Consider the following 15,760-nt stretch of genomic DNA (forward strand, 5'->3'; position numbering starts at 1 on the left):
AGGTTTTTCGGAGGGGCCGAACGAGACTCCGGGCTACCCGATTACGGATAGCCCGCCCTGGCAGAAAGGGTCAGTGCATCAGCGTATAAAGCTTGCGCCGGTAGGTACGCACATCCGGGTTGTTGTTACCCAACTTCTCAAACAGCTCAACCAGTGTGGTTTTGGCCACCTCATCTTTATATCTGCTGTCGACCTGCATCAGCTGGATCAGCAACTCCATGGCATCGGCATTTTTCTCCGCCAGCACGTTATGAAGTGCCAGCATGTGCAAAGCATTAGGGTCTTTCGGGTCCTGCTCCAGCGCCATTTCCAGATCTTTTACAGGTGGAAGCTCCGCAGATTGCTTCAGAAACTTTATTCTGGCGGCCAACTGCTTTGCCTGGTGTTGCAGCTTTTCCTCAGGCGGCAAGCTTTCCAGTACCTGCTCAGCGGTTTCAAGGTCGCCAGTTTCAGCTTTCAGCTGGGCAAGGTCGATCAGCACCTTGAGGTTCTCCGGATCTTCCCTGTTCATTTCTGAAAGAATTTCCATTGCGCCGTCTACATCACCCTCTTCCCAGATGCGATGGGCCTTTTCGTATGGAGCCTCTTCCGGCAGTTCGATGTGCTTTTCCAACACCTTGCGAATTTCACTTTCTGGCAAGGCACCGTTAAAACCGTCAACCGCCTGGCCATCCTTCACCAGGATGATCGTTGGCAGGCTGCGCACGCCCAGGCTGGAAGTGAGCTGCTCCTGTTCATCCGCATTAACCTTTGCCAGCCGGAACGCGCCCTTGTATTCGTTAGCCAGTTTTTCCAGCAGGGGCATAAGCTGTTTGCAGGGTGCGCACCACTCGGCCCATACATCCACAAGTACGGGCGTGGAAGCAGAGGCGTCCATTACCTCCTGCTGGAAGTTTTCCATGGTGGCTTCAAATATGTGGGGAGAGCTGCTCATGTCGGGCACCTGAGTTGTTCGCAACGTTGACTATTGGTTAATGCGTAGATGGGGCGCAGGGGTTCGGAATTCAAGAGCGGCCACCCAAGGTATTAGCAAAGCCCCTGCTTGAAAATATGACTTTAGGCTTCAGTTAGTAACCAGACACTTCTCCTACGAGGAAGCAGATACGGCATGAAAAACGAAAAAGACAACGATTCCCTGACAGAGTTTGAGGAAGATGTCACCGAGTACATCGGCAAGAACGAGCACAGTAAAGATCTCGTTCTGCCCCAGCATTCCATGCCCAAGCGGATGTATTTGCTGCCGGTATCAAACCGGCCATTTTTCCCCGCACAGGTGCAGCCGGTCGTGGTCAACCAGAACCCCTGGCAAGAGACCCTCAAGCGCGTAGGCGAAACCGACCACAAAATGCTCGGGATCTGTTTTGTGGATAATCATCAAACCGGGCAGAGCGTGCCGGAGAGCACCGAGCTGGCAGAAGTTGGCTGCGCAGTGCGCATTCATCACGCACAGAATAAGGATGGAAATGTTCAGTTCATTGCGCAAGGGCTCCAACGCTTTCGCATTGTGCAGTGGTTAAGGCGCAAGCCTCCGTATCTGGTAGAAGTTGAGTACCCGCAAGAACCCGAGGAAGATGCAGACGAAACGAAGGCCTACACCCTGGCCATCATCAGCGCCATTAAAGAGCTGCTGCGTACCAACCCGCTGTATGGCGAGGAAGTAAAACAGTACCTTTCACGCTTTGGCCCGGAGGACAGCTCCCCGCTGACGGATTTTGGCGCCTCCATGACCAGCGCTCCCGGCCCGGAACTGCAGGATATCCTGGGCACCCTGCCCCTGCTCAGGCGCATGGAAAAGGTGCTTCTGCTCATGCGCAAAGAACTGGAGGTGGCGCGCCTGCAGTCTGAGATCAGTGAGGAAGTAAATGAGAAGGTGCAGAAGCACCAACGTGACTTCTTCCTGAAGGAGCAACTAAAAGTCATTCAGCGCGAGCTGGGCATATCGAAAGACGATAAAACGGCAGATGCCGAGCGCTTTGAAAACCGCATGGCAGAGCTGAACCCGCCCGAGGCCGTGCAAGAGCGCTTTGACGAGGAACTGCAAAAGCTGCAGATTCTGGAGCAGGGTTCGCCGGAATATGGCGTTACCCGCAATTATCTGGACTGGTTGACCCAGGTTCCCTGGGGCCAGCATTCCGAGGATCAGTTTGATCTGGCAAAAGCCCGCAGCATTCTGAACCGTGACCACGACGGCCTTGATGATGTAAAAGACCGGATCATCGAGTTCCTGGCCGAAGGCACCTTCAAGGGCGAAGTAAGCGGCTCGATCCTGCTGCTCGTTGGGCCGCCAGGCGTGGGTAAAACATCCATTGGCCATTCGGTGGCGGACGCGCTCGGGCGCAAGTTTTACAGATTCAGCGTTGGCGGCATGCGTGACGAAGCAGAAATCAAAGGCCACAGGCGCACCTACATCGGCGCCATGCCGGGCAAGTTCGTGCAGGCACTAAAAGATACCAAAGTAGCCAACCCGGTGATCATGCTGGATGAAATCGACAAGATCGGCGCCTCCTATCAGGGTGACCCGGCTTCCGCGCTTCTGGAAACTCTGGATCCGGAACAGAACAGGGAATTTCTGGATCACTATCTGGATGTCCGCATGGACTTGTCGAAGGTGCTGTTTATATGCACGGCCAACCAGCTCGACACCATTCCGCGGCCGCTACTGGACCGGATGGATGTTATCCGCCTGTCGGGTTATATCGGCGAGGAAAAGCTTGCCATCGCCAAGCATCACCTGCTGCCGCGTCTTTTGAAACGGGCCGGACTGCTTAAAAAGCAGTTCAACATAACTGACGCTGCCATCCGCCAGATCATCGAAGGCTATGCCCGTGAAGCGGGCGTCCGGAACCTTGAAAAAATGCTGCACAAAGTCATGCGCAAGGGCATCGTAAAACTGCTGGAAGCCCCGGATGAGCCGGTGAAGGTAGGCGTATCTGATCTGCAGGAGTATCTGGGCCAGCCGGCATTCCGGAAAGAGAAATCCCTCAAGGGTATTGGCGTTGTAACCGGGCTGGCCTGGACATCCATGGGTGGCGCAACGCTGGGCATAGAGGCGTCCCGTATTCATTCCAGCCAACGCGGTTTCAAGCTGACCGGCCAGCTTGGCGACGTCATGAAAGAATCGGCTGAAATCGCTTACAGTTACGTCAGCTCAAACCTGAAACGGTTCAAAGGCGACCCCGGATTTTTCGACAAATCCTTCGTGCATCTTCATGTGCCGGAAGGCGCAACACCCAAGGATGGCCCCAGTGCGGGTGTAACCATGGCAACGGCCTTACTCTCGATCGCGCGCAGGGAAGCCCCTCAGCAGAATACCGCGATGACCGGGGAACTGACACTCACTGGCCAGGTTCTTCCTGTAGGGGGTATTCGCGAGAAAGTCATCGCAGCCCGCAGGCAGAAGATCAGCAATCTGATTCTGCCAGAAGCGAACAGGGGCGATTATGAGGAGCTACCGGAATACCTGAAAGAAGGCCTGACGGTCAACTTTGCCAAACACTACAACGATGTCTTTCAGGTGTGTTTTGGCAACAAACCCCGGTCCGGGTCGTCAGTGCACTGATGCGACTGGAGAAAGAAAAGGCTCATCCCTTTTCTTTCTCTTTCCATCCATCATCTTTCAGAACCGGCCCCACATCCAGAACCGGAGAGGCGTCTATGTCGTCAGCATCCATCATGTTCGCGACCCGCTGCATAGACGCGAGAATCATGTTCTGCTCCCACTCATGAAGGTTCTGAAACTTCTTGATGAAGTCTTCCTGAAGGGGGTTCGGCGCACGGGAAAGTATATCTGCACCACCCTCGGTCAGGTGCGCATGAACCTTGCGCTTATCCTGCGTACTGCGAACGCGGTACACCAGCTTCCGATGTTCCAGGCGATCAAGAATGGTTGTAACTGTAGCCTGGCTCAGGCTGACCTTGTCGGCAATGGTGCCAATGGTAACCTCACCCAGATCCCGGATTGTCCGCATGATCAAAAGCTGCGGGCCGGTGAGCCCGGCATTCTTGCTGAGACGCTTGGAATGAAGATCCGTTGCCCGAATAACACGCCTGAGTGCTACCAGAACATGCTCATGATTGTTCACTGTATTACTACTCCGCTGACGCCTTCCGACTTTTTGTTTACACCACTAACTATTAGAGTTCCTCACACCTTTGAATGCAAGTAGCGGTTTCCCCCCAGCCGAGCCCCAGTGCGCCATGTCGGTTGATATCAGCACAGGACAGTTGCGCGACCACCACAGTTTCCGCACACTGCCCTTCCCGGATCATCCTGACGATACTGAAGTTTGCGCCGGAGAATGTTAAATAATCAAAGAAGCCTTGGGCCAACTTGACAAGGCAGGATGTGTAGTGTTTGTTTAGCACTCTGAGAACATAAGAATAACCCTGAACCTAACAGGACAGACACAATGACAACTTCACTGAAAAAAATCGTAACCGCCGTTAGTGCTTCCGTTGCCCTCATGGGCGCAGGCCACGCAGCTGCGGAAATTCAGATTGGTATTGCAGGCCCGATGACCGGACCGGTTGCCCAGTATGGTGACATGCAGTTTTCCGGTGCCCGCATGGCCATTGAGCAGATCAACGCCAATGGCGGCGTGATGGGCGAGCAGCTCGTCGCAGTGGAATACGACGACGTGTGCGATCCCAAGCAGGCCGTTACCGTGGCAAACCGGTTGGTTAACGATGGTGTTCGCTACGTCATCGGCCACCTCTGCTCCAGCTCCACCCAGCCTGCCTCAGACATCTATGAGGACGAAGGCATTCTGATGGTCACTCCAGCCTCAACCAGCCCGGAAATCACCGAGCGTGGCTATGAGCTGGTTTTCCGCACCATCGGTCTCGATAGCATGCAGGGCCCAGTCGCCGGTAATTATATTGCCAGCCAGAACCCGGAGCGGGTTGCTATTGTTCACGACAAGCAGCAGTACGGTGAAGGTATCGCTACAGCCGTTCGCGACACACTGAAAGACAAGGGCATCGAAATTGCCATGTTTGAAGGTATTACCGCGGGCGACAAAGACTTCTCCTCCCTGGTCACCAAGCTCAAGCAAGCCGACGTTGATTACGTTTACTATGGCGGCTATCACCCTGAGCTGGGCCTGATTCTGCGCCAGGCACGCCAGGCTGATCTCGATGCGAAGTTCATGGGCCCTGAAGGCGTTGGTAACAAAGATATCAACACCATTGCAGGTGAAGCCGCGGAAGGGCTTTTCGTAACCCTACCCCCAAGCTTTGACACAAAAGCGGAAAACCAGGAGCTGGTAAAGGCATTCGAAGCCAAGGGTGAAGACCCTTCAGGCCCGTTCGTGCTGACCTCCTACGCTGCTGTTCAGCTGGTTGCTGACGGTATCGAAGCTGCAGGTTCCAAAGACCCGTTCGACGTTGCTGCAGCGCTTCGCAGCGGCAGCTTTGAAACACCAATCGGTACTGTGCAGTACGACAAGGCCGGCGATATGAAGTCATTCGAGTTCGTTGTGTACGAATGGCATTCAGATGGCAGCAAAACTCCGGTAAACTAAGCCAAATCGTTAATTAACGGTAATCATGAGAGCACCTTCTCACCGCGATCCGGGAGAAGGTGTTTTTCTAGGCTCCTTATGATCCTGTCTCACTTTCGGCCCGGTTATCCCGTGTCTGGTGTGTTTCAGAGAAGGGAGCGGGCCTCCGGAGTCAAACAACAATGCAAGACCTCCTGTATTTCTCTCAACAGCTCATTAACGGGCTGACGATCGGGAGCGCCTACGCCCTGATCGCCATCGGTTATACGATGGTTTACGGCATCATCGGCATGATCAACTTTGCCCATGGTGAGATCTATATGATCGGCGCTTATACCGCGCTTATCGCCATTACCGGCCTGACCGCTCTCGGCCTTGCCTGGCTCCCTCTGATTCTCATTGTTGCGCTTCTTTGCGCGATGATTGTTTCCAGCTCTATGGGCTGGGCAGTAGAACGGGTCGCCTATCGCCCGGTACGTGGCAGGCACCGCCTGATCCCGTTGATCTCTGCAATCGGTATGTCCATCTTCCTGCAGAACTATGTGCACCTCGCCCAAGGCTCTCGCAACGTCGGCTTCCCGGCGTTGATTGAAGGCGGTTTCAATTTCAGTGCTGATGGCGCCTTCGAGATGTCACTGTCTTATATGCAGATCACTATTTTTGTGACCACATTGATTTGCATGACGGCACTCTCGCTATTCATTTCCCGCTCCCGCACAGGCCGCGCCTGCCGGGCAGTTTCTCAGGATCTTGGCATGGCCAGCCTGCTCGGCATCGATACCAATCGCATTATCTCTGCCACCTTTATCATCGGTGCAGCACTGGCGGCGGTTGCCGGCTTGCTTCTGGGCATGTATTACGGCTCGGTTGACCCCTTGTTCGGCTTCATCGCGGGGCTAAAAGCCTTTACCGCAGCCGTGCTTGGTGGCATAGGCAGCATCCCCGGAGCCATGCTCGGTGGCCTGATTCTCGGCGTCTCTGAAAGCATGACATCCGGCTATCTCAGCGGTGAATATAAAGACGTCGTATCCTTTGGCTTGCTGATCCTCATTCTGCTGTTCAAACCCACGGGCCTGCTTGGCAAACCGGAGGTTGAGAAGATCTGATGGCTGCTAACAACTACAGGCACGCACTGTTCTGTGCGATTGTCACGCTGATTATTTCGTTCCCTATCCTTGGTTTCAACCTGGAAGCCAAGGGCATCAACATCACGCTCACCGGAGCCAAAACCTCAACGATCATTGCGGTAATAGTGGCGGCGATAGCGGTTTTCGTGTTCCAGGCTTACCGTGACTCGTTCATGGGCATTCTTGGCAAACTACCCAACCTTAATCCGCTGGCCGGCAAAGAACCCATGGAGCAATCCAAGCGGGTCAAGCTTGAGTCCTGGGTACTGACCGGGATAGTCGTGTTTGCTCTGTTCTGGCCATTTCTTGTGTCGCGAGGCTCTGTGGATCTGGCCACGCTGGTGCTTATCTACATCATGCTCGCACTGGGCCTTAACGTGGTTGTCGGCCTCGCTGGCCTGCTGGATCTCGGCTATGTGGCATTCTATGCGGTTGGCGCTTATACGTTTGCCTTGCTGTCGCAGTACATGGGCATCTCGTTCTGGATGGCCTTGCCTATTGGTGCACTACTGGCCGGGCTGACCGGGATGATTCTTGGCTTTCCGGTTTTGCGCCTCAGGGGGGACTACCTGGCCATCGTTACCCTGGGCTTTGGCGAGATCATCCGCATCCTGCTCAACAACTGGACATCGCTGACTGGCGGCCCCAATGGCATTGGCGGCATCCCCGAACCCACGCTGTTTGGCATGGAATTCGGTCGCCGCGTAAAAGAGGAAGGTAATACATCCTTCCACGAAACCTTTGGCATTGCCTACAGCGGTGAGCACAAGGTTATCTTCCTGTACCTGATTGCACTGGTGCTTGCGGTTATTACCGCCCTGATTATCCGGCGCTTCATGCGCATGCCGGTAGGCCGGGCATGGGAAGCCCTGCGGGAAGACGAAATCGCAGCTCGCTCTCTCGGCCTGAGCCGCACCGCTGTAAAACTCTCTGCGTTCACCATTGGCGCCTTCTTTGCCGGCTTTGCAGGCACTGTATTTGCCTCCAAGCAGGGCTTTATCAGCCCGGAATCCTTTGTATTCCTCGAATCCGCCATCATTCTGGCAATTGTGGTTCTTGGCGGCATGGGGTCACAGATTGGCGTCATACTGGCAGCCATTGCAGTAACGATTTTGCCGGAGCTGGCGCGGGAGTTTTCCGAATACCGCATGCTGATTTTCGGCGCTGCCATGGTGCTGATGATGGTCTGGCGGCCGCAGGGTCTGCTACCCATGCGCCGTATCCACATCACACTGAACAAGCAGGGGTGACAGACAATGCTTGAAGTACAGAATCTGTCCATGCGCTTTGGTGGCCTGTTGGCGGTAGACGGCGTTTCACTGGACGTTAAGGAACGGGAAATCGTTTCCATCATCGGCCCCAACGGTGCCGGTAAAACCACTGTGTTCAACTGCATGAGCGGTTTTTACAAGCCGTCCGGCGGCAAGATCCTTTTCGAAGGCAAAGAAGTGCAGGGCATACCGGACCACAAGATTTCGCGGCTGGGTATGGTAAGGACTTTTCAGCACGTGCGCCTGTTCACCCAAATGACCGTTGTGGAAAACCTGCTGGTGGCCCAGCACCGCCACCTCAACACCAACATGCTGGCCGGGCTTTTTGGCACGCCGAACTACAAAGAACGTGAGCGCAAAGCACTGGATCGTGCGGCGTACTGGCTGGAACGGGTAGGACTTCTGGATCTCGCCAACCGGGATGCCGGTAATCTGGCCTACGGCCAGCAAAGACGGCTTGAGATCGCCCGTTGCATGGTCACTGAGCCCAAGCTGCTGATGCTCGACGAGCCTGCCGCCGGCCTGAACCCGGCAGAAACCAAAGAACTCAATCAGCTTATTGTGAGCTTGAAAGAGGACTACAACGTTTCCGTAGTGCTGATTGAGCACGACATGAGTCTGGTAATGGATATTTCCGATCGCATTAACGTCATTAACCAGGGCCGCCCTCTGGCCAGTGGTACACCGGAAGAAATCCGCCACAACGACGACGTGATCAATGCCTACCTGGGCGAGGCCTGACTATGAGCATGCTTGTACTGGAAGACGTCCACACTCATTACGGCAAGATTGAGGCCCTTCACGGGGTCTCGGTTGAAGTAAACAAGGGTGAAATCGTCTCGCTGATCGGTGCCAACGGCGCCGGAAAAACGACTTTGCTGATGACCGTATGCGGCATGCCGCAAGCCAGTTCCGGACGTGTCATTCTGGAAGGTCGGGATATCACTACCGAGCCCACAGCACAGATCATGCGCTCAGGGTTAGCGATAGTGCCTGAAGGTCGGCGCATATTCTCTGGCCTGACGGTTGAAGAAAACCTGCACATGGGCGGGTTCTTCAACACCAAATCCGAGATCCGCAAAAGCCAGGCCCACGTTTACGAACTGTTCCCGCGCCTGAAAGAGCGTGAACATCAACGCGCGGGCACCATGTCGGGCGGCGAACAACAGATGCTGGCCATAGGCCGGGCACTGATGAGTCGCCCGAACATGATCATTCTGGACGAGCCATCGCTCGGGCTGGCGCCGCTGATCATCAAGCAGATCTTCGAGATTATCGGACACCTGCGGGATGAAGGCATTACCGTGTTTTTGGTCGAACAGAACGCGCACCAGGCGTTGCACCTTGCTGACCGGGGTTATGTGCTGGAAACGGGTAAGATCCGGCTGCACGACACAGGTAAGAACCTGCTGGCCAATCCGGATGTTCAGAACGCTTACCTGGGCGGTTGAACCTGCTCTCACGATACGCTTAAACCGGAGCCTGCTCCGGTTTTTTTATACTCTGATTTTACCCCGCAGTACGCTGCAGGAGGTAAATAGTCTGGCAAAATCAAATAGTCACAGTGGTATAGACTTGCGGTTGTCAAATCTGCACTATACTCAAGACAACGGCTTTAGTGCTTGTTTCCGCGGGAATCCGTCAGGGCCGTTTCCACGCAGCCAGTAACAGAGCTGGCTATGTGTTTTTTTGCGACGACTGTAAAATATTCAAAGGAGTGGACAATGAAAAAACTGATCGCAGGTGCAATTCTTCTGGGTGCGTCTTCCATGGCTTTTGCTCAACCGGGCTGCGGCGTTGGCGCTATGATCTGGAAAGGACAATCCGGCATTGCTCCCCACGTACTGGCTGCAACAACCAACGGTACTTTCGGCAACCAGACATTCGGCATGACCACTGGCACCCTGGGCTGCCAGACCAACGAATCCGTTCAGTCCATGGCCATGTATATGGACAGCAACATCGACAAAGTGGCTCGTGACATGTCTCGCGGCAATGGCGAGAACCTCGAAACCCTGGCAGTTCTTCTGGGTGTAGAAGCAACGGACCGCGATGCGTTCCGCCAGATTCTGCAGGATAACTTCGCTACTATTTTCCCGAATTCCGACACCACTTCCGGTGAAGCAGTGGACGCAATTGTCGCACTGCTGGAAAAGAATGAGTCGCTTAGCAAATACGTAGCGGCCTGATAGCTGAACTGCAGGGATGCCCGGGCGCCAAGGATGGCGCACTTCCCCGTTTCACCATCTCCTACCGGAACTCGCACATACCCATGGGCAACTTGCTTCGCGTTGGGCCAGCTGTGTTTTGGCTCATCATCAGCTTACCTCTGCAGGCTCAAGCACAATCAGCTGAAAGCCCACTGCATCTCGATCCGGCCTGGCTCACACTTATTCACTACCAGCCCGACAGGTTTGGCAGCGGCTATACAAGCCAGGCGGATGATTCTGCATTTTTTCTGAGCGAGCATGGCAAGAAGTCTCCGAAAGCAGAACTAGAAGCAACCCTCAAGGCAATACAACAACCGGGAGATGGCAACAACCACCCCCGTTGCCGCTTTCCGGCCCGGGACACCTGGCTTAGGGAACAGCTTGACCTGCCAACCCCGGCAGTAGATTGCCCGGATTATGAAGACTGGATGGAAACCCTTAACACAGAAAGCATCACCCTGGTTTTTGCAGCCTCATACCTGAACAGCCCCTCTTCCATGTTTGGCCACACATTCCTGCGGCTGGACCCGCCGAAGGAAGATGAACAAACCAACTTACTGCTCGCCAATACGATTTCCTATGCCGCCGATGCGGCGGCCCATGATAGCGAGCTGTTATTTGCGTACCGAGGGATCTTCGGAGGCTACCCGGGCATTACCACCGTCCAGCCCTACTACGAAAAAATCCGCCTCTACTCCGATATCGAGCATCGCGATCTCTGGGAATACCAACTCAACCTGAACCAACAGGAAGTGGACTTCATGCTGGCTCATGCCTGGGAAATCCGGGACCGTAATTTCGACTACTACTTTTTTGATGAAAACTGCGCCTATCGTCTGCTCGCACTGATCGATGTCGCACGTCCTGGCACCAATCTTCTGGATGAGATCAGTACCCACGCCATACCGTCGGACACCGTCCGCTGGGTACTGGATAAAGACCTGGTTCAGGATGTGCACTATCGCGCATCAGCGGCCACTTCTGTCTCTCATAGCCTGGCAGCACTGCCCCAACCTCATCAGACACTTGCAGCTGCTATGGCAAACGGATATGTGGAGCCAGGCAGCGACGAGGTACTTGCGCTTTCGCCACGCGAACGTGCTCATGTGCTCGACGCAACATACGACTATGTGCGCTACCAGAGCGAAGCAGACGGCTGGCCAAGAGAGATTGCAGCCCCACTCTCACACAGCCTGTTACGTGAGCGCAGTAAAATTGAAGGTGTTGCATCACTGGAACAGCCACCGGAACCTCCAGTGCGAGACGACCAGGGCCATGACACCTTTCGCGTTAGCTTGGGTGCCGGGCAACTGGCCCATCGCGAGTTTACCCAGCTGACATTCCGACCCGCGTATCACGACATTCTCGACCCGCCCGCCGGCTACCGAAGCGGAGCCCAACTGCAGTTTCTCCGCCTGGATGCCCGCTACTACACCGACAACGACGAACTTCAACTGGAACAGCTCACCGGCGTAGAAATCCGCTCCCTGAGCCCGAGAAATGCCTTTTTCTCACCCTTGTCGTGGCAGGTAGGCTTCGGTGCACGACGCACCGACACCGGCACCGAAAGGGTTCTGGCGCCCTACCTGGAAGGCGGTGCAGGCGGAAGCTGGCAACTGGGCCAGCAAACCCAGGCATTTGCCATTGCTACTGCAGACCTGGAAATCGACGATGATCTGCGCCGGGGCTACGATGCAGCACCGGGCGCCGACATTGGCGTGCTGCACCAGAACGACCGCTTCAGCCTCACCGCCGGCGCCAAAACCAAAGCCTGGATCGTCAGTAGCCAGCACCGGCAAAATCAGCTATACGCCAAAGGCAACTGGCACATCGGACGCGAATTCAGCCTGTTCGCCGAATTCACCCGGGAAGATCACTACGACAGGTACCAGAGCACATGGCAAGCCGGACTTCACGCTTACTTCTGAGAATGCCGAAGCTGAAAACAACCCTGCTGACAGTATTTCTCGCTGCCGTTGTGCTATCGCAAAACGGCTGCAGCAGCCTGTTCTTCTTCCCGGACAGAACCACCTACATAACGCCAGACCGCCTCAACCTGGCTTACGAAGATATTTACCTCGAGACTGCCGACGGCGAGACCCTCCACGGCTGGTGGTTGCCTGCTGAAGGCGATGCACTGGGCACAGTATACTTCCTCCACGGCAACGCACAGAACATCAGCAGCCACCTGCTCAACGTCGCCTGGCTACCTGCGGAAGGCTACAACATCTTCGCCATAGACTACCGGGGCTACGGCAAATCCACCGGCGCGCCCGACATAGAAGGCGCCCTCCACGACTCCGAAACCGGCCTGCGCTGGCTGGCGCAACAACCTGCCACCGCCAACGCCCCGATCTTCCTCCTGGGCCAAAGCCTCGGCGGCGCACTGGGGCTGACTCTCGCCAGCGAGTGGGTACAACGGAACGAAACGCCGGAACTCAACGGCGTCATCCTCGACGGCACCTTCTCAGGCTTTCGCGGCATAGCCAGAGAGAAGCTCTCAAGCTTCTGGCTCACCTGGCCACTCCAGGCGCCTCTGAGCTGGACCATTCCAGACGAGTACGAAGGAATAGACCGCATAGCCAACATAAGCCCGGTACCTGTCATGATCATTCACAGCGTCCGCGACGGCATCATCCCTTTCCATCACGGCCAGGCACTTTATGAGGCCGCCGATGAACCAAAGCAATTCCTGCAGACAGATACGCCCCACGCGGCTACGTTCATCATCCCGGCTTACAAGAATGCGGTACTGGAGTTTTTAGAGGGGAGTTAAGGACCGCCTGATCTGTTTGAGAAGGTTCCTGGCTTTTCTTTTTTGACGGCTACTGACATGCATAAGCGTTCATCGGGAGGGCCGTTTCAAAACTGTAGAGGGCCAAGGATGGCCCGAAACAAGCGCACATGGATGTGCTCGTAGCGTGTTTTGAAACGGCCCTCCCGATGAACGCCACCTCCCAGGCAAAAAACAAAAAACCCGCCAATCCCAAAAGGAAAGGCGGGGTTTGACTAGCTGCTAACTATCAGTCAGAAAAATCAGTCGGCTGCTCGCCTTCTTTGACTTCCTTCATGGACAGCTTCACACGGCCACGGTTGTCTACATCCAGAACCTTGACCAGAACTTCCTGACCTTCCTTGAGTTCGTCAGTCACGTTCTCGATCCGGCGATCGGAGATCTGGGAAATGTGCACCAGACCATCCTTGCCAGGCAGGATGTTAACAAAGGCACCGAAGTCCACAATGCGCTCAACGCGACCCTTGTAGATAGCACCCACCTCAATCTCAGCAGTAATTTCCTTAACCCGGTTAACCGCCGCCTGGGCCGCTTCCTGGTTATCTGCGTAGATCTTCACGTTACCGTCATCATCCAGATCAATAGAAGCACCGGTCTCGTCACAGATAGAACGGATCATCGAACCGCCCTTACCGATAACATCACGAATCTTCTCAGGATTGATCTTGATCGTGGTTATGCTCGGAGCGCGGGGCGAAAGCTCGGTACGCGACACAGAGATAACCTTATTCATCTCACCAAGAATATGCTGACGCGCCGCGTAAGCCTGCTCCAGGGCAAGCTCCATGATCTCGTCGGTAATACCCTGGATCTTGATATCCATCTGCAGAGCGGTCACACCGTCTTTGGTACCGGCAACCTTGAAGTCCATGTCGCCCAGGTGATCCTCATCACCCAGAATGTCTGTCAGGATGGCAAACTTGTCGCCTTCCTTGACTAGACCCATGGCGATACCAGCAACCGCCGATTTCAGCGGAACACCCGCATCCATCAACGCCAGACTTGAACCACAAACAGAAGCCATGGAGCTGGAACCGTTGGATTCAGTAATCTCGGATACCGAACGAATGGCATACGGGAACTCTTCCAGGGTAGGCATAACAGCCATTACACCGCGCTTCGCCAGACGACCGTGGCCGACTTCACGACGGCCAGGTGTACCAACACGGCCCGCTTCACCTACTGAGTACGGAGGGAAGTTGTAATGGAACAGGAACGGATCCTTACGCTCGCCTTCCAGCGCATCGATCGTCTGCACATCACGGGAAGTACCCAGAGTAGTCGTAACAATCGCCTGAGTTTCCCCACGGGTAAACAGCGCAGAGCCGTGAACGCTTGGCAGGATACCCACTTCGATTTCAATCGGGCGAACTGTTTTGTTGTCACGGCCATCGATACGTGGCTTGCCATCAATAACCTGCTGGCGAACAACTGACTTCTCGATCTTGCCAAAGTTCTTTTTGACATCGTCTGCGGAAGGCTGACCTTCCTCTTCACCGGCAAGCTTCTCAACCGCTGCGGCTTTGATTTCGCCAAGACGCTCATAACGAGCCATCTTGTCGCGAATGCCATAGGCTTCTTCGATCGCTCCGGCAAACTCAGACTTGATAGCGTTCAGAAGCTCAGTGTTTTCAGCTTCTGGCTGCCAGTCCCAACGTGGCTTGCCATTTTCAGCGGCAAATTCCTTGATTGCGGTAACGGCAGACTGCATTTCCTGGTGCGCAAACAGAACGCCACCCAGCATCTGATCTTCGGTCAGGCCTTTGGCTTCAGACTCAACCATCAGAACTGCGTCCTCGGTACCGGCAACGATCATGTCCAGCAGGGAAGTTTTCAGTTCTTCGAAGCTCGGGTTGAGGAAATAACCTCTTTCGTTGGTGTAACCAACGCGGCTGGCACCGATAGGGCCATCAAAAGGAATACCAGAAATTGCCAGGGCAGCGGAAGCTGCCAGCATTGCTGCGATATCCGGATCCTGCTGCTTGCTGGACGACATAACGGTGCAGATAACCTGCGTCTCGTTCATGTAGCCATTCGGGAACAGCGGACGAATCGGACGGTCGATCAGACGGGATGTCAGAGTTTCTTTCTCGGAAGGACGACCTTCACGCTTGAAGAAACCACCGGGAATTTTGCCAACGGCATAGGTTTTTTCAAAATAGTTAACAGTCAGCGGAAAAAACGGCTGACCAGGCTTGGCTGCCTTGGCACCAACAACAGTGCCCAGAACCGAAATATCACCAACGGTGACCAGAACAGAACCTGTAGCCTGACGGGCAATACGTCCGGTTTCCAGGGTGACGGTTTCGCCACCCAGCTCAAATGATTTTTTACGCGGTTGCAGATCCACAACGAACTCCTGCGTTATCTGTTCAGAATGATTGAAGTGTGACCCTGAAAATACTCTGCCTGAAAGCTAACAGGCTGTTGCAAAACCCCGGCCAGGTAATCGGTACGCTGAACCTGCGTACCGCCCGGGCTTTCAACAACCTGCTATCAATTTCAGCTTCCCAATACGACAGAAGATCCCAGACTCACTGAAATACTCAATGCGGTGATGAAAAACACAACCGGCAGGCCCCCTGAGGAACCCGCCGGCTGGTGGCTGCTACCGGAACAATGCCGGAGCGGCCGTCAGGTCGTAAGACCGGATTTAGCGACGCAGTCCCAGGCGCTTGATCAGCTCCAGGTAACGATCGCCATTCTTCTTACGGAGGTAGTCCAACAGCTTACGACGCTGGTTTACCATCCGGATCAGACCACGGCGGGAATGGTGATCCTGCTTGTTGATCTTGAAGTGGTCCTGCAGCTTGTTGATGTTGGCGCTCAGCAGTGCAACCTGCACTTCCGGGGAACC

General features: G+C 54.9%; 13 protein-coding genes. 9 read left to right on the forward strand and 4 right to left on the reverse strand.

What is annotated here, in order from left to right; translation table 11 throughout:
* Positions 1-70 precede the first annotated feature (70 nt).
* A complete protein-coding gene (trxA, locus tag ACN0RL_RS02690; RefSeq protein WP_417513426.1) occupies positions 71-934 on the reverse strand; it encodes a thioredoxin in 864 nt (287 codons plus the stop codon).
* Positions 935-1,108: 174 nt separating this feature from the next.
* On the opposite strand from trxA, the gene lon reads away from it, so the two are divergent.
* Entirely contained in the window at positions 1,109-3,559 is a 2,451-nt protein-coding gene (gene lon, locus ACN0RL_RS02695) for an endopeptidase La (protein WP_417513428.1), read from the forward strand.
* A gap of 22 nt (positions 3,560-3,581) precedes the next feature.
* Here lon and ACN0RL_RS02700 read toward each other — a convergent pair whose 3' ends face one another.
* Positions 3,582-4,082, reverse strand: coding sequence for a MarR family winged helix-turn-helix transcriptional regulator (locus ACN0RL_RS02700; RefSeq protein WP_417513430.1), 501 nt, complete (start codon positions 4,080-4,082; stop codon positions 3,582-3,584).
* A gap of 327 nt (positions 4,083-4,409) precedes the next feature.
* On the opposite strand from ACN0RL_RS02700, the gene ACN0RL_RS02705 reads away from it, so the two are divergent.
* The 8 genes from ACN0RL_RS02705 to ACN0RL_RS02740 all read left to right on the forward strand — a co-directional run bounded on the left by ACN0RL_RS02705 (position 4,410) and on the right by ACN0RL_RS02740 (position 12,885).
* Complete coding sequence (locus ACN0RL_RS02705; RefSeq protein ID WP_417513432.1) at positions 4,410-5,522, forward strand: branched-chain amino acid ABC transporter substrate-binding protein; 1,113 nt, start codon at positions 4,410-4,412, stop codon at positions 5,520-5,522.
* Positions 5,523-5,683: 161 nt separating this feature from the next.
* Positions 5,684-6,607: a high-affinity branched-chain amino acid ABC transporter permease LivH gene (gene livH, locus ACN0RL_RS02710; protein ID WP_303596787.1), complete on the forward strand. Its 924-nt coding sequence runs from the start codon at positions 5,684-5,686 to the stop codon at positions 6,605-6,607.
* Positions 6,607-7,878, forward strand: coding sequence for a high-affinity branched-chain amino acid ABC transporter permease LivM (gene livM / locus ACN0RL_RS02715; protein ID WP_417513434.1), 1,272 nt, complete (start codon positions 6,607-6,609; stop codon positions 7,876-7,878). The genes livH and livM overlap by 1 nt, the downstream gene beginning before the upstream one ends.
* A 6-nt stretch (positions 7,879-7,884) precedes the next feature.
* Positions 7,885-8,640 carry a high-affinity branched-chain amino acid ABC transporter ATP-binding protein LivG gene (gene livG / locus ACN0RL_RS02720; protein WP_417513436.1) on the forward strand — a complete coding sequence of 252 codons (756 nt, stop codon included), beginning with the start codon at positions 7,885-7,887 and terminating at the stop codon, positions 8,638-8,640.
* 8 nt (positions 8,641-8,648) lie between these two features.
* Entirely contained in the window at positions 8,649-9,350 is a 702-nt protein-coding gene (locus tag ACN0RL_RS02725; RefSeq protein ID WP_417513462.1) for an ABC transporter ATP-binding protein, read from the forward strand.
* Between the two features lie 273 nt (positions 9,351-9,623).
* Positions 9,624-10,088 (forward strand): DUF3015 domain-containing protein, encoded by a 465-nt coding sequence (locus ACN0RL_RS02730; RefSeq protein ID WP_417513438.1) that lies wholly within the window; start codon positions 9,624-9,626, stop codon positions 10,086-10,088.
* Between the two features lie 83 nt (positions 10,089-10,171).
* Positions 10,172-12,037 (forward strand): DUF4105 domain-containing protein, encoded by a 1,866-nt coding sequence (locus ACN0RL_RS02735; RefSeq protein ID WP_417513440.1) that lies wholly within the window; start codon positions 10,172-10,174, stop codon positions 12,035-12,037.
* Positions 12,007-12,885 carry an alpha/beta hydrolase gene (locus tag ACN0RL_RS02740; protein ID WP_417513442.1) on the forward strand — a complete coding sequence of 293 codons (879 nt, stop codon included), beginning with the start codon at positions 12,007-12,009 and terminating at the stop codon, positions 12,883-12,885. The genes ACN0RL_RS02735 and ACN0RL_RS02740 overlap by 31 nt, the downstream gene beginning before the upstream one ends.
* Positions 12,886-13,132: 247 nt before the next feature.
* Here ACN0RL_RS02740 and pnp read toward each other — a convergent pair whose 3' ends face one another.
* Positions 13,133-15,247 carry a polyribonucleotide nucleotidyltransferase gene (pnp, locus tag ACN0RL_RS02745; RefSeq protein WP_417513464.1) on the reverse strand — a complete coding sequence of 705 codons (2,115 nt, stop codon included), beginning with the start codon at positions 15,245-15,247 and terminating at the stop codon, positions 13,133-13,135.
* Positions 15,248-15,556: 309 nt separating this feature from the next.
* A partial coding sequence (gene rpsO / locus ACN0RL_RS02750; protein ID WP_417513444.1) for a 30S ribosomal protein S15 occupies positions 15,557-15,760 on the reverse strand: 204 nt, incomplete at its 5' end.

Source organism: Marinobacter sp. (genome assembly GCF_048259445.1).
GTDB lineage: Bacteria > Pseudomonadota > Gammaproteobacteria > Pseudomonadales > Oleiphilaceae > Marinobacter.